This is a genomic window from Nonomuraea sp. NPDC004186, from assembly GCF_053603495.1.
Window position 1 is genome coordinate 30041 of sequence record NZ_JBSGFQ010000065.1, and the last position, 4173, is coordinate 34213.

5 protein-coding genes are annotated in these 4173 nt (G+C 70.7%); 3 read left to right on the plus strand and 2 right to left on the minus strand.

The window, feature by feature from the left end; genetic code table 11:
* Nucleotides 1-112 precede the first annotated feature (112 nt).
* A complete protein-coding gene (locus ACWEPL_RS40145) occupies nt 113-664 on the plus strand; it encodes a hypothetical protein (protein ID WP_452439255.1) in 552 nt (183 codons plus the stop codon).
* On the opposite strand, the gene ACWEPL_RS40150 is transcribed toward ACWEPL_RS40145, so the two are convergent.
* Both ACWEPL_RS40150 and ACWEPL_RS40155 read right to left on the minus strand, forming a co-directional pair.
* Nucleotides 652-1290 carry a hemerythrin domain-containing protein gene (locus ACWEPL_RS40150; RefSeq protein WP_452439256.1) on the minus strand — a complete coding sequence of 213 codons (639 nt, stop codon included), beginning with the start codon at nt 1288-1290 and terminating at the stop codon, nt 652-654. The two genes, ACWEPL_RS40145 and ACWEPL_RS40150, sit on opposite strands and share 13 nt — an antisense overlap.
* A 143-nt stretch (nt 1291-1433) precedes the next feature.
* Nucleotides 1434-1760, minus strand: a complete 327-nt coding sequence (locus ACWEPL_RS40155) for a DUF5713 family protein (protein WP_452439257.1) — start codon at nt 1758-1760, stop codon at nt 1434-1436.
* Nucleotides 1761-1835: 75 nt separating this feature from the next.
* Here ACWEPL_RS40155 and ACWEPL_RS40160 point away from each other — a divergent pair, with 75 nt between their 5' ends.
* Complete coding sequence (locus ACWEPL_RS40160; protein WP_452439258.1) at nt 1836-3020, plus strand: ROK family transcriptional regulator; 1185 nt, start codon at nt 1836-1838, stop codon at nt 3018-3020.
* A 63-nt stretch (nt 3021-3083) separates the two neighbouring features.
* Nucleotides 3084-4100, plus strand: coding sequence for a hypothetical protein (locus tag ACWEPL_RS40165; RefSeq protein ID WP_363982346.1), 1017 nt, complete (start codon nt 3084-3086; stop codon nt 4098-4100).
* Nucleotides 4101-4173 lie beyond the last annotated feature (73 nt).

Sequence of the window (4173 nt, forward strand, 5' to 3'; positions counted from 1 at the left end):
GGCGCAGGTGCTCGGCCACGGTGTGCTGGGCAGCGGCGCGGCGGTCGGCGTCGTCTTTCTCGGCCGTCATATAGACTCCTAGGTTAGTGATTGCCAGCTCGGCCTGTCGCTGGTGATCCTGACACTCTTCGGCGCGCAGCGGAAGCTGGCCGAGCGCGGCGGCGCGAACGCCGAGGCGCTGGGGATACTGGGCAGGTTCGTGGTGCGGCTGGCCCGCGGCAACGTGCGCGACTCGCTGGACGAGCTCGCCTTCCTGTGGGAGCACGTGCCCAACGACGGCACGGCCGAGCTGTACGCGGCGGCGCTGGCGGCGGCGGGCGAGCCGGAGGCCGCCAGGCGGGTCTGGCAGCCCGGGTCGTCCCAGTCGCGCGACTACTACTGGCTGCTGTGGGAGGGGCTGCGCGCGCAGACCGCCGTCGCGCTGGGGGACGTCGAGGTGGCCGTCCGCTGCTACCACAACCTGCGGCGGTGGGAGGGGGAGCTGGCCGGGATGCACAGCGGGTCCGTCACGCTCGGGCCCGTCGCGCTGCTGCTCGGAGACCTGGCGCGCCTGATGGGCCAGGATCCGGACGCGCACTACGCGCGGGCGGAGGAGGTCGCGGAACTGGTCGGCTCGCCCCACTGGGCCCGGGCGGCCCGTGAGAGGCGGGGTCACCTGCCGTAGCCGAAGATCAGCGCCTGGCGGCGCCGGTGACCGCGGTCGAGCACCCTGAGCAGGAGCGCGAGCACCGGCCCCGCCAGTTTGCGCAGCTCGGCCAGCTCCTCCGGCCGCGCGTACTGGCCGATCCGCGGCAGGTCGAAGCCGATGTCCCCGCCCTTGCGCACCTCGTCCTCGACCGACTTCCAGTCCGCCTCCGACACGTATTTCGCGATGACGGGGAAGAGCAGCCGCTCCTCCTCCTCGATGTGCTCGTCGAGGAGGTCGGCGAGCGTCGTCAGGGCCTTGGCCATCCGGCCCGCCGCCGCCCGGTCCGTGCCGAGCCGGGCAGCGGCGGCGGTGATCTCCTCCAGCAGCGGGTCGAGCTCGGCGTGGTCGTCGCTCAGGTCGCTCAGGTCCACCTCGGCGCCGGCCGAGCGCACGATGACGGGCCAGAGCACGTTGTCCTCGGCCTGGTGGTGATGGTGGATGCCGGCGCACAGCTTGGTGGCGAACGTGGCGATGGCGTCGAGCCGGGCCGGATCCGCCCGCTCCTCACCGGCGGCGAGCCCGCTCATCAACGTGGCCAGGCGGCGCGCGTCGCCGCGCATGGCGCGGTGCGTGATGCGGAATCCGAGCATGTTGGGGGCCATGGGATGCTCCTTCGATCGGGGGATGCCACCAGGGTGCGCCCCCGGACTTAGACCTCCCTTGGCGACGACTTGGCGCGGACTCATCGCCTCCGTACGGCGCCAATGTGGACAGCCCCTGAACCCCCTCCGCCGCGTCGGTCACGTCACCAGTCGCGGGTCGCGATCAGCTCCTCCATGTCCGCGTCCGCGAACCCGTAGGCCGTCGCCACGAACCAGAAGTCCTCGGCGATCACCTCGCGCGCCACCGTCTCCATCTGGCTGCCGGCCTCCAGGAACTCGACCGCCAGCTCGTTGAACTCGTCCGTCGCCGCCTGCGTGAGCACGTACAGCGCCGCGAGGTCCGACGGCCGCTCGGCCTCGATCCGCTCGCACAGGCGCAGCAAGATGTCCCTGCCCTTCTCGACGAGCCGGCGAGGGTAGTAGGCGTCGTCGTACATGCCTTTGAGGAAAGGGTGGCCGGTGGGTGGCACCTTGATCTCCTTCGCGCCGTGATCCGGTGTGCCGATCCTGCCCCGACGCCACCGACAACGGCCAGTATGGAGCGCATGAACGCAAAGCCCGGGCGTCCGCGTCTGTTACGTGAGCTGAATGATCGAGCCGCGCTGGAACTGCTCGGCTCGTCGGGAGCGCTGACCCGGGCGCAGGTGAGCGAGAGGACCGGGCTGTCGAAGGTGACGGCCAACCATGTCCTGTCCCGCCTGGAGGAGCGCGGCGTGGTCGTCAGGGCCGGTGTACAGGAGGGCGGACGCGGGCCCAACGCCGTCCTCTACGGGCTCAACCCCTCGTGCGGCCATGTGATCGGGGTCGAGGTCTACCTGGACACGACGACCGCCGTGCTCGCCGACATCACGGGGCGGGTGCTGGCCGAGACGACGGTCCCGACCGAGGCCGCCGAGGATCCGGCAGAGGCGATGCACGCGATCGTGGAACGCCTCACCCGGACCGCGCGGATCGACCCGGCGCAGGTGCGGGCGTGCGTGATCGGCCTGCCGGCCGTCATCGATCCTGGTACGAGCCTTGTTCACTTCTGCTACGACATGCCCGCGTGGTGCGGTGACGTGCGCGAAGTCCTCCACCGGAGGCTGCGGCTGCCCGTCACGATCGACAACGACGTCAACCTCGCCGCGATGGCGGAGCGGGCGCTGGGGGTAGCGAGTGACGTACGCAACTTCGTCCTGGTCTGGATCGGACGTGGGCCCGGCTCGGCCGTCATGGTGGGCGATCAGCTCTTTCGGGGGACCGTGGGCGCGGCCGGTGAGCTCGGCTGGATGCCCGTCCCCGGGGCGGCCGTGAGCGACGGCGGCTTCGACCGCGGCCGCCATGAGGTGGGGGCCGCGTTCCAGTCCCTGGTGGGCTGGCGGGCGGTGCAGGAACTCGCCGAGAGGCACGGGATCGCGGCCGAGGACGCCGAGCGCAGCGTGGCGGGAGCGGTGGGGAGTGCGGCCGGGGCGGCGGGGGCGGGCTTCCTCGATGAGCTGGCCCGGCGGATCGCGTTGGGGGTCGCGTCCATCTGTGCCGTTCTCGATCCCGAACTCGTCGTGCTGGGCAGCCACGTCGGTTCCGCCGGAGGCGACGAACTCGCCGGCCGCGTCCAGCAGGCGGTGGCGCGCATGTGCCTGGCCAGGCCACGGGTGGAGGCGAGCGCGATCCTGGACAGGCCCGTGGTGCGCGGAGCCCTGCTGGTCGCGGTGGAGCAGGCACGTGAGCGGGTGTTCTTCACCGACCTGTGAACGGCGTCGGCCTGAGGGCTCGCCGACCTGGGCAGCGCCCGGAATGATCGCTAATCTGCCACAATGTCATCCCATTATCGAGCGCCTGGCGCGTTAGCACTCGCGGCGGCCGTCGCACTCACCACGACGTCGATCGCACCGGCGCACGCGGCGCCCACCGCCGCCGAGGATCGGGTCTTACGGGTCTACAACAACAACATCGAGAACCTGGTGAGGAACAACGCCGACGGCACGTGCACCCGGGTCTCGGGCCCGGACCACCTCGCCTCGATGCTGGTCGACGACGACGGCAAGACAGGCACCTCCGGCGTGCAGGCTCCCGATCTCCTGATCGTGCAGCAGGTGCGCGGCACCGGGCAGGCCACGGCCTACGCCGACCAGCTCGGGGGCATGTTCGGATATCCGGCGGGCACGTACAAGGCGATCGTGGCCTGGGACAACCCCGAGGAGTGGGGCAGCACGCACAAGTGCAGCCAGCAGTCGCTCGGCGACCTGAAGAAGCGGCAGACCAACGCGATCATCTACAACACCCGAACGCTGGGCCTCGCGGCGGGCGACATCTCGAAGTACTGGAGCGCGGGCTGGTTGAAGCCCGGGACCTCGTACGCCGGCGGGGCCGGTTGCACGCTGTACAAGCCGCCGGACAGCGACGACGGCACCACCAACCAGTACAAATGGAAGCGCACGAGCGCCATCGCGGCGAAGTTCACGATCAAGGAAACCGGGACGACGGTCTTCGCCGCGACCATGCACCTCCCGGAGCAGAACGGTGCGAACGCCTGCGCGGGCGCGGGCGACACGGGCATCGCGAACTCCGGCATCCACGTCGGCGCGGACGCCACGAGCCTCATGAACGCGTCGACGATCCGCGTGATCGGGATCGACGCGAATCGTACGAACATCGCCGCCACGACCCTCGGCGGCTTCGGCATGACCGGCTACGGAGCGAAGACGACCTCCGGTTCCAGGAAGATCGACTACCTCTTCGTCAAGGGCACCGTGCGGTCGTCGAGCATCGACCACACGGTGAGCAGCACGAAGTCGAACCATCTCGCGCTGTACGGCTTCATCGAGTTCTGACGGCGCTGGGTGCAAATCGGCGGCGGGGGGCCGCGCGGGGGGGCCCCCCCCGCCCGGGGGGGGGCGGGCGCAG